Raw genomic sequence first — 14,098 nt, 5'->3', positions numbered from 1 at the left:
GTGATCGGCACCTACCGTACGACGCGATCGACTTCTTCCGGTTCGTCGCGCGCGGGCAGCAGAAGCATGACGAGAAGGGCGAGGACGGCACCGATCCCGGCTCCGAGCGTGTTCGTGATGAGGTCGCTGATCGTGCCGTAGCGGGTCGGCGACAGCAGGGTCACCTGGGCTCCCTCGATCAGGCAGGTGAAGGCCGCGCCCGCCGCCCAGCCGACCCACCAGCGCCTACGCCCCATATGCAGGGCGAGCAGGAACCCGAACGGGACGAACATGGCGACGTTCGCCAGCTTCTCGACGAGCGTATAGGTCAGCCATGACGTCACCTGATGGTCGGCGAAGAACTGGAGCATCCTGCCAATCGGACCTTCTGGGCTGACGTCGAGCTGGTAGGGGGTCAGCGTCATGAAGCCGATGAAGACGGTGTAGAGGATCAGCAGCACCAGGAGCATATCGCCCATTCGTCTCTGCCCACTCGTCATGCGTTTCAGACTACCGCCGATACCCCATAACAGCGCCTGGATTGCGGTATCCCGCAACCCGGCTCACAGACCGCTCAGCTCGCAAATCGAGCACACGACTGCCGATCGAACCCATGACGAGGGGCCGCCTCGCTGCTTCAGCGAAACGGCCCCTGAACCTCACCAGACGGTCACATAGATCGTCGGTCAGTCCGGCTGTCGGTCAGTCCGACTCACAAACGAGAGCGGTCACCTCGGCGCCTTCGAATGTGGCGGTGTCGATGACGGCACGGAAGTACACGTCACCGGCGACGACGCGATCGTAGGTCTCGTCCGCCTTGTCGATGCTCACGGTCTCGATCTTGGCGGCGATGTCGTGCTTCGCGCAGAAGTCGAGCATCTCCTGGGTCTCGGCGATGCCGCCGATCATCGATCCGGCCAGCACTTTGGCGCCGCCGATCACGGAGGCGAAGGACAGCTGCTGCTTCTCCGGAGGCATACCGACGACGGTCATGACCCCGCGAGGCTTGAGCAGGCTCAGGTACTTGTCGACGGGAATGTCGGCGCTGATCGTGTTGAGGATGAGGTCGAACTCTCCGCGGTGGTCACTGAAGAAGTCATCCTCAGTCGTCGCGAGCATCTGCTTCGCGCCGAGCTCGAGTGCTGCCTTCTCCTTATTCAGGGTGCGGGAGAGGACGGTGACGTCGGCGCCCATGGCGACGGCGATCTGGACGCCCATGTGGCCGAGTCCACCGAGCCCCAGAATGGCGACCTTCTTGGGTGCGCCGTCCTTGGTCTCGCCTGCGCCCCAGCGGTTGAGTGGTGCGTAGGTGGTGATGCCGGCGCAGAGCAGCGGGGCCGCGACATCGAAGTCGAGAGCGTCGGGGATACGGCAGACAAAGCGTTCGTTGACGACGACTTTCTCGGCGTAGCCGCCCTGTGTGATGGTGTCGTCGACGTCGGTGGAGTTGTAGGTGCCGACCTGGCCGTTGAGGCAGTTCTGCTCCTGCCCAGCCCGGCATTCCTCGCACTCTCCACACGAGTTGACCATGCAGCCCACGCCCACGCGGTCGCCGACCTTCCAGTCGGTGACATCGGAACCGACGGCCTCGACGACGCCGGCGATCTCGTGGCCGACGGTCAGGGGGAAGTGCGCCTCGCCCCATTCGTTGCGGATGGTGTGGATGTCGCTGTGGCAGATTCCGGCGGCCTTGATGTCGATGACCACGTCATCGGGCCTGGGGTCGCGGCGTTCGATGTTGGCAACCTTGAACGGCTGGTCGGGGCCGGTCTTCTGCAGTGCCTTGACGGTGAAAGTCATGAAAACTCCTCTGTGCGGTGACGACTCCGGATGCTGCGGCGGCTCCGCTTCGGTGCCGCCGACACTTTACATGCAGCACCGGTTATCTGTCGCTTATTCCGGGACCTCCCGTGATCTCTGCAACAGCCGCTCTTCTAAGACCGGCCGCAGCCCCGTCGCCGTCCCCTAGTCCTTGGCCGCCCGCTCGGAGATCGTGAGGTCGAGGGGAAAGTCCACGGGCGCATTGCCGAACAGGAGTGTCCCCGCCGAGGCGGCCGCTCCCCTGATCGCCTCCGCCGCGGCTTCAGCATGCTGGGCGGGCGCGTGCACGATGACCTCATCGTGGAGGAAGAACACCAGGTGAGCGCGTCGGGAGAACACCGGACCCGAGGCATCGGCCACGTGCCCCATCGTCTCCCCCGCCGAGGCGGTTCTCCCATCACCATCAACCGCCGAGGTGGTCCCCGGGTTTCCGTCGTCGATTGCCGGCAGTTGTGACAACCGCAGTCTCAGGTCGGCCAGCCAGGCCAGAGCCCATTCGGCCGCAGTGCCCTGGACGACGAAGTTGCGGGTGAAGCGTCCCTGATCCCCGGCGGCGCGGCGGGCCCGGTTCTCATCGGCAGGCGTGGCATCGAACTGGTTCGCCGCCGACTGAACGCGGCGCCACCCCTCACCTGGCACCGGTGAGGTTCGACCCAGCCAGGTGGACACGACCTCTCCGGCGGCCCCCACCTCGGCGGCGGAGTCGACGAGGCCCATGGCGGCGGGAAAGCTCGTGCGCAGGCGCGGCACGAGTCGACCGCTGTCACCGGTCGTGGACCCGTACATGGCGCCGAGCACGGCGATCTTCGCCTCCTGCCTGGTGGCGACGATGCCTTCGTCGACAAGACCCGAGTACAGGTCGCGGCCTCGTCCGGCTTCGGCCATGGCTCGATCCCCCGACATGGCGGCGAGCGCCCGCGGCTCCAGCTGGGCGACATCGGCTGAGATCAGCCGCCATCCGGGGTCGGCGCGCAGGGCGGGTCGCAGTTGGCGCGGAATCTGAAGTGCACCTCCGCCGCTGGCCGCCCAGCGCCCGGTGACGACTCCCCCGGGGACGTAGACGGGACGGTAGCGGCCCTCGCTGACCCATTCGTCGAGCCACGCCCACCCGTTGGCGGAGAGCAGACGGGACTGCTTCTTGTACTCCAGCAGGGGCGCGATCGCCGGGTGTTTGCTCTCCTGCAGCTCCCATTTCGAGGTCGAGGCGACGTTGATTCCGGCCGCGTGCAGGGAGTGGAGGAGTTTGACGTGGGAGTCGAGATTGGCTCGTGGGTCGCCGAGGGCGGCCCGCACCTGCTCGGCTACGGCGAGCATCTTGGCAGGCTTCGCGTCCCGCGCCGGACGGGGTCCGAGCTCCTCGGCGAGGATCCGATCGTGCTCGGCGATGTCCCAGGGCACCCCGGCCGCCTGCATCTCTGCGGCCACGAGTCCACCGGCTGACTCTGCCGCCAGCAGCAGCCGCAGCCGGCCGGGGTCAGTGGCTGTCTGCAGGGCGGTGGACTGGCGTGCGAATTCGGCGAGCGCGGACTCGATGTCGTGCGGGACCGTTTTGATGTGGCTGCGTCGTTCGGTGACCTCGAAGAGCGCCTCCGCCTCGGGTGCTGTCGGTGCGCTCACCGGGCCCGCATCCCATTCTTCGGCGCTCGCGACGGCATTCCGGTCAGCCACGAGTTCCGAGCGCATGAGGATCGCATGGGTCAGACGCAGGTCATAGCAGCGCTCGATCGCCACACCAGCAGCCAGCAGGGCCGGGTACCAGTTGGGTGTGTCACTGAAGACCCACCTCGGCCGGCCCTGTGCTTCCCGTTCGCGGACGAAATCGGGCAGCTCATCCGCGCCGAGGTGGTGGCTGCCGATCCGCTGTGTGGCGTCGTCGAGGTCGACGACGGCGATCATCGAACCCATGCCCCGAACGCCGCCGAGGGCACTGTCGGGAGCACGCCCGATCACGCACCACGCAGGCACGGCAGCGCTTGGGTTGGTCATACCTCAACACTACTGCGAGGGGCGGACGTGGCCGCGCTCTCCCGAGACCGGGACCTAGACCGAGACCTAGCTCCGGCTCGCGTCGAGGGCCGCTCGCACGATCGAGTCGACATCGATCCCGTGATAGCGATAGACGTCGTCGATATCGCCGGACTGCCCGAAGCTGCTCACCCCGAGCGCGACATGGTCGACCTTGTTGATCGTGGCGAGGAACGACAGCGTGTGCGGGTGCCCGTCGAGGACGGTGACCATCGGCACCCCGCGCTCGGAGGGGAACACCTGGTCCAGGATCCACTCGGATCCCGGACCGGCAGCAGACCCCGCAGAGGCACCAGCTCCTGCAGCAGCGGGCGATCGATTTCCCTGGGCGGCCCGCAGCGCCCGGTAGAGCAGACCGGGGCTGGTCACGCACACGACATCGGCGTCGATGCCCATGGCATCGAGGCGGTCCGCAGCAGCCAGGGTCTCCGTCATCATGGCGCCCATGCCCACGAGCTGGACTCGGGGTCGCTGCGTCGCCCGCAGCCGGAATCCTCCGGCGATGACCTGCTCCCGACGACGCCGACGCGCCACCGGGTCGCTCGGCACCTCGGCCAGGGACTGGTCGATCGCCCGAGTCGACAGCCGCAGGTAGGCTGATTCGCCATCGGGCCTGCCCAGCCGGGTGAGGGAATGAAGCAGGGTCCACTCGACGTCCTGGGCGAACGCAGGCTCATAGGTCACCAGACCCGGCACCTCCATGCCGGTCGAGGGAGTCGTGATCGACTGATGCGCACCGCCTTCGGGTGCCAGCGTGACCCCGGACGGAGTGCCGACGAGGATCGACTGTCCACCCGCATACATGCCGAAGGTCCACGGCTCGAGGGCACGGTTGACGAATGGGTCGTACATGACGCCGATCGGGAAGAGCGGCTCTCCCCACCTGCTCCATGTCGCTCCGAGCTCCCCGAGCAGACCGACCAGATTCGTCTCGGCGATGCCCAGCTCCATGTGCTGGCCCTTGGCCGATTCGTTCCACTGCAGGATTGTCTCGGCGTCATCGGCGAACCAGTTGCGGCCGGCTTCCGAACTCCACACCCCGACCTTGTTGACCCAACCGCCGAGGTTGGTCGTCGATGACACATCGGGACTGACCGTGACCACCCGGCGGGCTGTCTCCGGTGACTGCCGACTGAGGTCCATGAGCACGCGGCCCAGCGCGGCCTGCGATGAGGAGGTGCCCTTGTGTGCCCGCTCGAGATCCCGCGGCAGATCGCTCTCGGCAGCGCGAGGGAATTCCGGTCGCGCCAGTCGCTTCGCACTCGCCTCGATGATCTGTCCGGCGGCAGAATCGTGGTCGAACCGGGCCCAGGGTGCCTGTGTGTCCTGGCCGCTGCGCCGGGCCAAAGCCGTGTATTCCTCATCGCTGATGAGCGCGGAGTGGTTCTGCGGATGTCCGGAGCTCGGCAGCCCGAACCCCTTGATCGTGTACGCGATGATGGCCGTCGGCTTCGAATCGTCGATCCGCGCGAAGGCGTCGAGGAGTGCGGGAATGTCATGCCCGCCGAGGTTTCTGATCGCATCCGTCAATGTGGCGTCATCGAGGCTGCCCACCAGATCCCGCAGGACCTGGGCGTCCTCCCCCTCACCGGGCAGCCGCTCGCGCAGCTCGGCGGCCGTGCAGCGCAGCAGACGCTGGTATTCGGGGTTCGACATCGTCAGGATCCGCTGTCTCAGCTCAGGTCCGCCGGGTCGGACGAAGAGCTCATCGAGCAGGCGTCCGAACTTCACGGTGATCACCTGCCAGCCGGCGGCGTCGAACATCGCTTCGATGCGCCCGGCGGCGATGTCGGGGATCACGCGGTCCAGTGACTGGCGGTTGAGGTCGACGATCCAGACGATTTCGCCGAGGTGTTTGACATCGGGGTCGATGACGGCCTCCCACACGGCGCCCTCGTCGAGTTCCGCGTCTCCGACCAGGGAGTACTGTCGCCCGAGGCCGATGGGTTTCAGCGTCGAGTCGACGTAGCGTCGGGCGATCGAGCCCCAGATGGGTGCCGTGGCTCCGATGCCGACGGAGCCGGTGGAGTAGTCGGCTGGAACCGGGTCCTTGGTGCGGCTCGGGTAGCTCTGCAGCCCGCCGAAGGCCCGCAGGGAGGTCATGTCCGATTCATCGAGTTCACCGAAGAGGTAGTTAATGGCGTGCCAGACGGGGCTGGCATGCGGTTTGATGCTCACGCGGTCTTCGGCTCGCAGTTCGTGGAACCACAGTGCGGTCATGATCGTGGCGATCGAGGCGCATGAGGCCTGGTGTCCGCCGACCTTGAGCCCGCTGCGGTTGGGACGCACGCGATTGGCATGGTGGATGATCGAGGTCGACAGCCACAGAATCCGATCGTGGATCTCATCGAGGGTCTCGAACGTCGAGGCTTCTATGTCTGTGTCTGTATCGATGCTCACGGTAGTCCTCCCGAGGTGTGCGCGCATGGAATATGCCCGCAGATCCGAATTCGCGGCAGGTGCCCTGAACCGGTTGGAACAGGAGACCTACCGCCGCAGGGCGGGATCGCCCTGTGGGTCGCCGACGGGATATGTCGAACGTGACGCCAGTCAGGTTGATGATCGACGGTGAACCCATTCCAACTCAGTTGACAGAAATGCTCAATAGTGAGTTTTGAGATTGCGCAGATTGCTCAGATTCTTTGATTCGCCGGTAGAGTGGGCTGAACGTTTCGAGCATGTAATGGGGGTCACAGACGATGGCGGAGAAATCACGCAGGATCGCCGACGCCCTCGATGCGCGCGTCCTCCTCGAACTCGTGCGACAGCCGCGATCAACGGTCGCCGGCCTCGCCCAACGGCTGCAGGTAGCCAGAAACACCGCCCAGGCCAGACTCACGCGCCTCGAGGACGAGGGCCTGCACTCGTTCGACCACCGAGTCGACACTGCTGGGCTCGGCTATCCCCTCCGGGCACACGTCCTGGCGAACCTCAAGCAGCGCAAACTCGATCAGGTCGGCGCCGAGCTCGCCCGAATCCCGGAGGTCCTCGAGGTCATCGGAGTCTCGGGCACTGCCGACACCCTCATCCAGGTCGTCGCCCGGGACACTGATGATCTGTATCGCATCGCCGGACGGATCCTGTCGATCCCCGGCGTCAAACGCACACGCACACTCGTGTCGATGAAGCAGATGGTGGAATATCGAGTGACTCCGCTGCTGCGCCGCACGATTGCGAAGCACTGAGGCCCTCACCCACCGGATGAATTCCACCCCTCGGCAGCACGAATCTCACCCACTTCGACGAATTCCGGCAATAATTGTTCTCAGACGTGTCGAATCGACGTGAGCTCGGTCGTCTCAATGATGAGCGATCGAAACGCGATCGCACCTGAGATGAACGGAGTTCAATCATGCGCTACTCACTGGTCTTCCACGCACCCGAACCTCAAGAAGGCGGACCCCAGCCCTCGGCCGAGGTGATGGCCGAGATGCAGAAGCTGATGTCCGACTACGCCGATGCCCTCTATTCCGCGGGAGTATTCATCGCCGCGGAGATGCTCGAACCGCAGCAGGCGACAACCACCGTCACCCGCCGAGGTGGCTCTGTCGTCATCGAGGACGGTCCCTTCGCAGCGGCGAAGGAGGCCCTGGCCGGAGTCTTCGTCATCGACGTCGAGAGCCGCGACGCGGCTCTGGCCTGGGCAGAGAAGTTCCCCGGCACGAGCTACGGGGTCATCGAGGTCAGAGCGGCGGCAGTCTCCTATATAGACGGACGTTGGGTGCAGCCCTGAACGAAAGTCGGGACCCGATCGATCGGGCGATGATCCTCTCCCAGGACGGCTGGGGGCGGATCATCGCCCTCATCGCTGCCGCCGACGGGGACTTAGCCGGCGCCGAGGATGCCCTGAGCTCGGCTCTCGAACGCGCAGTTCGCGTGTGGCGGGAACGAGGAGTGCCGGACAACCCCGAGGGGTGGCTCTACCGGGTTGCCCTCAATGCACGACGCGACGTGTGGAAATCGGCCGCGGCCCGCACCTCGGCGGTCTTGGATCCTGAGGTCCATGATGGTGCCGCCGATCCCGGTGGCCACGACACGGCCGCGTCTCACGGCGCAGGACAGCCGGCCGCAGCCCACTTGGTCACCCCAGCGGATCCCGATGCCCTTCCCGATCGTCGTCTCGAACTGCTGGGCGCCTGCGCTCATCCGGACATCGAGCCGGGAGTCCGGCCGCTGCTCATGCTCTCTGCGGTCATGGGCATGACCGGGAAGCAGATCGCGGCGGGAATGACCCTGCCTGCCGCGACGGTCGCTGCTCGGCTGACTCGGGCGAAGAAGCGCATCGCCGCCCTGGGCATCGGTTTCGGACTGCCGGATCGCACCGAGCTCGAGGCCCGCCTGCCCGACATCCATGAGGCGATCTACGGTGCCTTCGCCATCGACTGGGTGCATGCGGCGAGCGAACCACGCGATGGCATCATCGGCGAGACTCTCTATCTCTCCCGACTGCTCGCCGAGCTGTGTCCCTCCGATGGGGAGTCACACGGCCTCGCCGCCCTCATCCACCTCTCTGCCGCCAGGTTCCCGGCCCGCCGCAGCCAGGACGGAGAGTTCGTGCCCCTCGGCGATCAGGACCCGAGCAGTTGGGATTCCGTGCTCATCGCCAGGGGCGAAGATCATTTGCGGGCAGTGCAGCGCAGCGGAGCGATCGGTCGTTTCGGTCTGCAGGCTGCGATCCAGATCCTCCACATGTCCGGTGTGCGCAGCGGAAGCACCGATTGGCCGATGCTGCTGCGCCTGCACGACGATGTGGAGCGGATGGCGCCCAGCCTCGGCGGAGCTGTGGCGAGGGCCGCGGTGCTTGCTGAGATCGACGGTCCGGAGGCTGGTCTGGCTGAACTCGATGCTCTGGACGGCGCAAGTCATGGTCAGCCCCCTGTCGGAGAGAATGCGTTCTCCTCCGAACGCGTCGATTCGTTCCAGCCGACGTGGGCACTGCGCGCACATCTGCTCGCCCGTGCCGGACGGGAGCAGGAAGCCCAACGTGCCTATCGCCGCGCCATCGAGCTGACCACCGACCCTGCCGAACGCGCCCATCTCGAGGAGAGATCACTCGAGGCCCGAGCAGATGGGACGCGCTCAGACAGCACCCGCTCAGACAAGTGATCCAAAAGTCCTGCAACGTGACAGACCCCGCGACCATCAGGCAACCGTGCCTGTTCGACTTCATCAGAAAAGGTCAGCATGTACTGTATAGTCAGCGTATGCTGACCATTGCTTCGCGCGTCGACGTGATGAACCGTCTGGGTCGCGCCATGGCCGATTCAACCCGATCACGAATCCTGCTCTCGCTGTTGGACTCTCCCGGGTATCCCGCACAGCTCGCGCGCGAACTGGGTCTGACAAGGACGAACGTCTCAAATCATCTTTCCTGCCTGCGCGGATGCGGGATAGTTGTGGCCGCAGCAGAGGGGCGACAGACCAGATACGAGATTGCCGATCCCCACATCAGCTCGGCCCTCAACAGCCTGCTCGACGTCACTCTCGCAGTCGACAGCAGCGCCCCCTGCCTCAACCCCTCATGCACCGTGCCTGGCTGCTGCGATCAAAGAGCTGCCAATGACCAGGGCAGCGGGAGCACGGCATGAGCGTCACAGCTTCATCGCGCGTGCAGGTTCTGCGTCGACGCATCAGGATCGTTGTGGCCATCACCATCACTTGGAATGTCATCGAAGCCTTTGTGGCTCTGATCGCAGGTGGGGCAGCCTCGTCGGCGGCTCTCGTCGGGTTCGGACTCGACTCGATCGTCGAAGTCCTCTCTGCGGCAGCCGTGGCTTGGCAATTCGCAGCGCCCGACCCAGAGCGGAGGGAAAAGACCGCTCTGCGCGTGATCGCGGTGTCCTTCTTCGCCCTGGCGATCTACGTCAGCGTCGATGCGATCGCCTCCCTGACCGGTCTGCGCGATCCAGAGCATTCCACCGTCGGCATCGTCATCGCTGCCCTGAGTCTCCTCGTCATGCCGTTCCTCAGTTGGTTCGAACGTCGCACGGGTCGCGAACTCGGCTCTGCTTCGGCAATTGCAGACTCCAAACAGACCCTGATCTGCACGTATCTCTCTGCCGCTCTACTGGCAGGGTTGCTGCTCAACAGCATTCTCGGGTGGGCATGGGCGGACTCCATGGCCGCGCTCGTGATCGCCGTATTCGCCGTCCGAGAGGGAGTCGAGGCATGGCGCGGCGATGCCTGCTGCGCCGCACCCGTGTCTGTGCTCACCGGCGAGCGCGATGCTGGTTCTTGCGCCGACGACCACTGTCAGGATTAACCTCGGCAGACTGTGTTCCCAGGACTCAGGGCTGCTTCTCAATTCACCGACAGCGCTACCCCGGTCAGCTCCTCAGAGATGGACCAAATCTGGCCGGCCTCCTCTGGAAGGCGGAGCCGAGAATACAGGCTCTGCTCCCCGGGGGCGCCGCCGAGATGGCCGGGGCCGCGCGGCCCGTACAGCCGCCTGCCCTCCGCATCCGGCGAAGTAGAGGCATGCAGAGCAGGGAGACCTGCGCTTTCAGATGTACCTAAGAGGATGCCTCGCCTCGAGAGTGCACCGATGAGCTTCCGGGCTCCCGTGGCCTCGGAGCGGCCTATTTCGGCGCGGGCACTGAGAAGGTTGGTAGGGGCGACGCCGGGATGGGACAGATTGCTGCTGATGCCCCAGCATTCGGCCTGACTGCGACGATCGAGCTCGAGACCGAAGAACCCGAGCGCGATCTTCGACTGGCTGTAAGCCCTCATTCCGTCATAGGACGTCTCCCAGTTGAGGTCGTCCCAGTTGATGGCTCCGCTGTTGGCCGCGATGCTGACCTGCGAAGTCACTCGCGCCCGCCCCTCTCTGAGCAGCGGGAGCAGATATCCGACGAGTGCGAAGTGGCCGAGGTGGTTGGACCCGAACTGGAGTTCGAAGCCGTCCTCGGTCGTCTGCCGCTCGGGTGGCGTCATCACCCCGGCATTGTTGATGAGAATGTTGATCGGCAACCCCTCGGCTGCAAGGGCCTCACCGAGGGCAGCCACCGACGCGAGAGAGGACAGGTCGAGGTCCCGCAGAGAGATGAGCGCCCCGGGAACCTGCTCCTTGATCCTCGCCACCGCCCTCTCACCCTTGCCTCGATTACGCACCGGAAGGACCACCTCGGCGCCGGCTCTGACCAACCGTGCGGCAATGCCGAGGCCGATGCCGTCGCTTCCTCCGGTGATCACCGCGCGCTTGCCGCTCAGATCGGGGACGGTGATGTCGATGGGCTTTCGTGCCATGTGCTCGGCTCCTCGTGAATACGCTGTCGAAACGGCTGCGCTGTGTTGATGTTCCTCGTCTCGCCCAGTCTCGCGGTTCGACGCCGATCTATTCAGGGACTATCAGTCCGTGGCTGCGAATGACCGCAGGTGCTAGAAAGGACAACAAGGGAGAAGGAGACACCCATGGACCTCGATCGAACCGGCTTGGCGCAGTTCCTGCGCCGTCGCCGAGAGTCACTGCAACCTGAGGATGTGGGGCTCCCTCGCGGCAGTCGCCGTCGCACATCCGGCCTGCGCCGCGAGGAGGTCGCCACCCTGTGCCACATGTCCTCGGACTACTACTCCAGACTCGAGCAGCAGCGCGGGCCACGACCCTCTGAGCAGATGATCGCGTCCATCGCCCAGGGACTTCATCTCACCCTCGATCAGCGCAACCACGTGTTCCGCCTCGCCGGCCACCCGGTTCCCGAGAGGGGCGCCGCAAGCGAGCACATCAGTCCCGGTCTGCTGCGCATCTTCGACCGTCTGCACGACACTCCGGCGGAGATCGTCACCGAACTCGGTGAGACACTGCGCCAGACCACCCTCGGCGTCGCCCTCACCGGTGACCTGACTTCGCTTCGCGGACCTGAGCGCAGCATCAGCTACAGGTGGTTCGCCGATCCTTCGACACGGATGCTCTATGCTCCCGAGGAACACGAATTCCTCTCGCGCCTGTGGGTCTCAGGTCTGCGGGAGGTGGCGACGCTGCGAGGCACCAAGTCCCGTGCGGCTCATCTCAAGGATCTGCTCTTAGACGAGAGCGAGGAGTTCCGCCGACTGTGGAGCGTCCACGAAGTAGGGCTGCGACCGCACACGGTCAAACACTTCGTCCACCCTGCAGTGGGCGAACTCGAACTCAACTGCCAGTCGCTGCTCGACCCGAACCAGTCGCTCTCGCTCCTCGTCTACACAGCCGAGCCAGGCAGCGAGTCAGCTGAGAAACTTCAGCTGCTCTCGATCATCGGGGCATCCGGGGCATCTACCCGAGAGCCATTCCCGCAGTGAAGCAGGCGAGCGCACCGAGGCTGGTGAGAGTCCGAACATGGTTCCACCGATTCCAGCGGGCCTCGAAACGCTGACGTACCTCGTGGCTCTGCGCGTCGTGGCTCTGCGCGTCAAAGTTCTGCGCGTCCTGGCTCTGCGCGTCAAAGTTCTGCGTATCGCGACTCTGCGTCTCAAAGTTCGGCGTCGCGGCGCCGACCGTTGACCTGTCCAAGGCGTTGTTGAGGGGAACATTCACTCCGGCCGTGATGGCGAAGGTCAGCACCGAGCAGAGAGCCGCGACCACCAGCCACGGCACTGGCTCCGCGCCTCCGGCCTAGAGCCGAACAACCGCAGTGGCCACGGCCGACAACGGTGCCAGACAGAAGACGAGGAGGAACACTGGATTGAGGATCGCCGTGTTGATCGCCCGAAAGGATCGGACATAGGTACCGTCATCGACACGCCGGAAGCCCGGGATGATCGCGATGCTGAAGGCGAAGAACAGTCCGGCCAAGAGTCCGTTGAGGACGATCGTGATGAGAAGACAGATCGTGAGAACGCTTGGGAGCATGACATCCACCCGATGATCGATGTGAAAGAGACCAGTCGATCGCAGTATCTCATGCGTATCTCATGTGCGAAGGCAGCACGCCGCGAGCTCGGGCCCGCGATCGCAAACGTCTATCTCAGTCAGCGGTCGCTGACCTGATGAGCTCGGCGATGGCCTCCCAGGCAGCCTCACTCGGGTTCTGCAAAGCGTAGGAGGTGGGCCAGAATCCATCGGGGTTGTCGAGTGCGGCCTGCGGGCTGAACCCGAAAGTCGAGTAGCGTGCCTTGTCCATCTCCCCGCTGCGGAAGAAGCAGATGACCTTTCCCTTCTGCGCATATCCGGGCTGTCCGTAGTAGAGCTTCGGCGCCAGATCCGGTGCGACGGAGGCGACGATCGAATGGAGGCGTTCGGCCATTTCGCGATCGCCGGCTGGCATCTGCTCGATCTTCGCCAGCAGGTCGGCCTCATCTGCCGCGGCCTTGGCTGCGGCCTTCTCCCCAGACTTGCTTCGCTTCGCCTGTGTCTTGAGCTCCTTGGCCCGGTCTTTGATCGCTGCGCGCTCCTGCTCAGACAATCCGCCGTCTGCGGTGCTGGTGTCTGCCGCCTTGGGGTCGTTTGTGGGGTTGGGAGACATTGCGCAGTCCTCGCTTCGACTTGGTGTGGGCTATCCGTACCCCCCACAGTGCTGATGTCCGAGGCCCGACCGCTTCTCGATTCCTGATGGATCGGACAGAACCTGCCCACTGTTGCAAAACCTACCGACGGCCCCGCGGAACTCAGCCACGGCGACCGGCGAGAGGGTGGAAATCCACACTCGAAGTCAAACTCCCCTGGTTCCAACGTACTCAACGTGATTTCGACTGCAGATGAGGGCGTAGAGACCTCGTGGTGCATCAGTCCCCGCGTACAGACGGGGTTGTGCGAAAGGGATCGATCGAAGTTATATAGCCCTGCTTTGAAGTGGGGCTATATAACTTCGATCGATCCCTTAACTCCGAGGCCGTACGCCCCCGCACCGGCGCGGGCACGACCCAGCACCCAGACACGAAACAGCCCTCCACCTAGGCCTCGAAGGGTCCCGGTGAAGGGCTGTTGTTCACTGTGCGCGAGGGGGGACTTGAACCCCCACGACCTTGCGATCACTGGCACCTGAAGCCAGCGCGTCTACCAATTCCGCCACTCGCGCGAACAAGAGAAAACTCTAGCATCGCGGCCGGGAAGAATGAAACCGAGCTCGGCCGAAACACCCGAAACGTGTCGACGCTCACACCGACCACCCCCTGAACCACCTGCCTTTCGTGACCCAGCACTCATTTCCCATGGCATCGGCGCTCGTCACAGGCTCATGGAGTACTCAGCGACAATCCCTAAGCTGGGCGACTGCCGGGAATCCGAACAGACCTCGGCCCCGAAATACCTAGTGACGTGAGTTGAGAGCCTCACCGCGTTAGGATTGGGTGTTGGTGTCTC

The 14,098-nt window shown here is 64.7% G+C and carries 14 protein-coding genes and 1 tRNA gene; 6 read left to right on the top strand and 9 right to left on the bottom strand.

Features of this window, described 5'->3' with window-relative positions:
* Positions 1 to 11: 11 nt before the first annotated feature.
* From LQ788_RS00340 to LQ788_RS00325, 4 genes are all read right to left on the bottom strand, one after another.
* Positions 12 to 479 carry a VanZ family protein gene (locus LQ788_RS00340; protein WP_231444141.1) on the bottom strand — a complete coding sequence of 156 codons (468 nt, stop codon included), beginning with the start codon at positions 477 to 479 and terminating at the stop codon, positions 12 to 14.
* A 202-nt stretch (positions 480 to 681) separates the two neighbouring features.
* Complete coding sequence (locus LQ788_RS00335; RefSeq protein ID WP_231444140.1) at positions 682 to 1,779, bottom strand: NAD(P)-dependent alcohol dehydrogenase; 1,098 nt, start codon at positions 1,777 to 1,779, stop codon at positions 682 to 684.
* A 165-nt stretch (positions 1,780 to 1,944) separates the two neighbouring features.
* Positions 1,945 to 3,786 (bottom strand): bifunctional 3'-5' exonuclease/DNA polymerase, encoded by a 1,842-nt coding sequence (locus LQ788_RS00330; protein ID WP_231444138.1) that lies wholly within the window; start codon positions 3,784 to 3,786, stop codon positions 1,945 to 1,947.
* Positions 3,787 to 3,852: 66 nt separating this feature from the next.
* The gene (locus LQ788_RS00325; protein WP_231444136.1) at positions 3,853 to 6,225 is read right to left on the bottom strand and encodes a transketolase-like TK C-terminal-containing protein; all 2,373 of its coding nucleotides are present in this window, start codon (positions 6,223 to 6,225) and stop codon (positions 3,853 to 3,855) included.
* A 299-nt stretch (positions 6,226 to 6,524) separates the two neighbouring features.
* On the opposite strand from LQ788_RS00325, the gene LQ788_RS00320 reads away from it, so the two are divergent.
* The 5 genes from LQ788_RS00320 to LQ788_RS00300 all read left to right on the top strand — a co-directional run bounded on the left by LQ788_RS00320 (position 6,525) and on the right by LQ788_RS00300 (position 10,087).
* The gene (locus LQ788_RS00320) at positions 6,525 to 7,010 is read left to right on the top strand and encodes an Lrp/AsnC family transcriptional regulator (RefSeq protein WP_231444134.1); all 486 of its coding nucleotides are present in this window, start codon (positions 6,525 to 6,527) and stop codon (positions 7,008 to 7,010) included.
* A 167-nt stretch (positions 7,011 to 7,177) separates the two neighbouring features.
* Positions 7,178 to 7,558 carry a YciI family protein gene (locus tag LQ788_RS00315; RefSeq protein ID WP_009884711.1) on the top strand — a complete coding sequence of 127 codons (381 nt, stop codon included), beginning with the start codon at positions 7,178 to 7,180 and terminating at the stop codon, positions 7,556 to 7,558.
* Entirely contained in the window at positions 7,543 to 8,931 is a 1,389-nt protein-coding gene (locus LQ788_RS00310; protein ID WP_231444133.1) for an RNA polymerase sigma factor, read from the top strand. Before LQ788_RS00315 ends, LQ788_RS00310 begins: the two co-directional genes overlap by 16 nt.
* A 98-nt stretch (positions 8,932 to 9,029) precedes the next feature.
* Positions 9,030 to 9,413, top strand: coding sequence for a Cd(II)/Pb(II)-sensing metalloregulatory transcriptional regulator CmtR (gene cmtR / locus LQ788_RS00305; protein WP_231444131.1), 384 nt, complete (start codon positions 9,030 to 9,032; stop codon positions 9,411 to 9,413).
* A complete protein-coding gene (locus LQ788_RS00300; protein ID WP_231444128.1) occupies positions 9,410 to 10,087 on the top strand; it encodes a cation transporter in 678 nt (225 codons plus the stop codon). Before cmtR ends, LQ788_RS00300 begins: the two co-directional genes overlap by 4 nt.
* A gap of 38 nt (positions 10,088 to 10,125) precedes the next feature.
* Here the strand turns inward: LQ788_RS00300 and LQ788_RS00295 are convergent, their stop codons facing one another.
* Positions 10,126 to 11,070 (bottom strand): SDR family oxidoreductase, encoded by a 945-nt coding sequence (locus LQ788_RS00295; protein ID WP_231444126.1) that lies wholly within the window; start codon positions 11,068 to 11,070, stop codon positions 10,126 to 10,128.
* A 165-nt stretch (positions 11,071 to 11,235) separates the two neighbouring features.
* Here LQ788_RS00295 and LQ788_RS00290 point away from each other — a divergent pair, with 165 nt between their 5' ends.
* Positions 11,236 to 12,099, top strand: a complete 864-nt coding sequence (locus LQ788_RS00290; protein WP_231444124.1) for a helix-turn-helix transcriptional regulator — start codon at positions 11,236 to 11,238, stop codon at positions 12,097 to 12,099.
* Here LQ788_RS00290 and LQ788_RS00285 read toward each other — a convergent pair.
* The 4 genes from LQ788_RS00285 to LQ788_RS00270 all read right to left on the bottom strand — a co-directional run bounded on the left by LQ788_RS00285 (position 12,074) and on the right by LQ788_RS00270 (position 13,814).
* A complete protein-coding gene (locus LQ788_RS00285; RefSeq protein ID WP_394801343.1) occupies positions 12,074 to 12,361 on the bottom strand; it encodes an anthrone oxygenase family protein in 288 nt (95 codons plus the stop codon). The two genes, LQ788_RS00290 and LQ788_RS00285, sit on opposite strands and share 26 nt — an antisense overlap.
* A gap of 51 nt (positions 12,362 to 12,412) precedes the next feature.
* On the bottom strand, positions 12,413 to 12,649 hold the full coding sequence (locus LQ788_RS00280; protein ID WP_231444122.1) for a hypothetical protein: 237 nt from the start codon (positions 12,647 to 12,649) through the stop codon (positions 12,413 to 12,415).
* Between the two features lie 115 nt (positions 12,650 to 12,764).
* Complete coding sequence (locus LQ788_RS00275; protein ID WP_231444120.1) at positions 12,765 to 13,262, bottom strand: DUF1801 domain-containing protein; 498 nt, start codon at positions 13,260 to 13,262, stop codon at positions 12,765 to 12,767.
* A gap of 468 nt (positions 13,263 to 13,730) precedes the next feature.
* Positions 13,731 to 13,814 (bottom strand) — tRNA-Leu (locus LQ788_RS00270).
* Positions 13,815 to 14,098: the final 284 nt, after the last annotated feature.

The organism is Brevibacterium zhoupengii (assembly GCF_021117425.1).
Classification (GTDB): domain Bacteria; phylum Actinomycetota; class Actinomycetes; order Actinomycetales; family Brevibacteriaceae; genus Brevibacterium; species Brevibacterium zhoupengii.
This window is presented reverse-complemented; position numbering and strand designations above follow the sequence as displayed.